Origin of the sequence: Brucella sp. 22210 (assembly GCF_052045675.1) — a bacterium.
In the GTDB taxonomy this organism is placed as follows: Bacteria; Pseudomonadota; Alphaproteobacteria; order Rhizobiales; family Rhizobiaceae; genus Brucella.
The window spans coordinates 1-917 of the sequence record NZ_JBQEPD010000131.1; the positions used below are offsets into that span (position 1 = coordinate 1).

The following is a 917-nucleotide window of genomic DNA, read 5'->3' on the forward strand; positions in this document are numbered from 1 at the left end:
CATCGCAACCGATACGACAAACGCGACGATAATTTCCTCGCATCTATCCAGCTTGCTTCAATTCGTATTTGGCTTCGATCTTATGAGTCGGGGACCTAGGGATCAGCCGCAGCCGGTTCCGCAAGCCGATCTGGCGCTGATACGGCGCATCGATGAACTGCATCTGGATTACCCGTTTGCAGGCAGCCGGATGCTGCAGAAGCTTTTGAAGCGAGCTGGCTTTGATGTCGGGCGCCTGCATGTGCGCACGCTGATGAAGCGGATGGGGATCGCCGCGCTTTACCGCGAGCCGCGCACGTCCCCGCGCCGGGCGACGGTCACAAGGTCTACCCGTATCTGCTGCGCAATCTTGCGGTGACGCGACCCAACCAGGCTTGGGCGACCGATCTGACCTATATTCCGATGGCGCGCGGGTTCTGTTACCTGATCGCGGTCATGGCAAGCCGGAGATTCAACTCGGATCAGGGCATCCAGTTTACCAGCCACGCCTTCACCAAAGGTGTTGCTTGATCGGGAGATCAAGATCAGCAGGGACGGCAAGGGCGCATGGCGGGATAGCGTCTTCGTCGAGCGCTTGTGGCGAACGGTAAAATACGAGGAGATCTATCTCAAAGCCTATGACAGCGTCTCGCAGGCGCGCGCATCGATCGGACGGTATCTGGAATGTTACAACCGGGGACGCCCACATTCGAGCCTTGACGGCAAGCCCCCGATGAGGCTTACTTCAATCCCACATCGCTTCCCGAAGCGGCTTAAGCAGCGGCAGTATTCCGCTTATAAATCAGGAAAACCTGTCCAAACAAGCCGAGCCAATTCTCAGATCACTATGCTGCCTGAAGAGCCGGGTCCGGCACGATGGTCAGCATACTTTCATCCTGCGGATATGATCCCACGTGAGCGCCAATCGTTCAGGAGGA

Annotated in this window: 1 pseudogene; it reads left to right on the forward strand. The window is 57.4% G+C overall.

Annotated elements, in window-relative coordinates:
- Positions 1-106: 106 nt before the first annotated feature.
- Positions 107-756: pseudogene (locus tag ACTJKP_RS26940) on the forward strand (transposase); the annotation flags it as partial.
- Positions 757-917 lie beyond the last annotated feature (161 nt).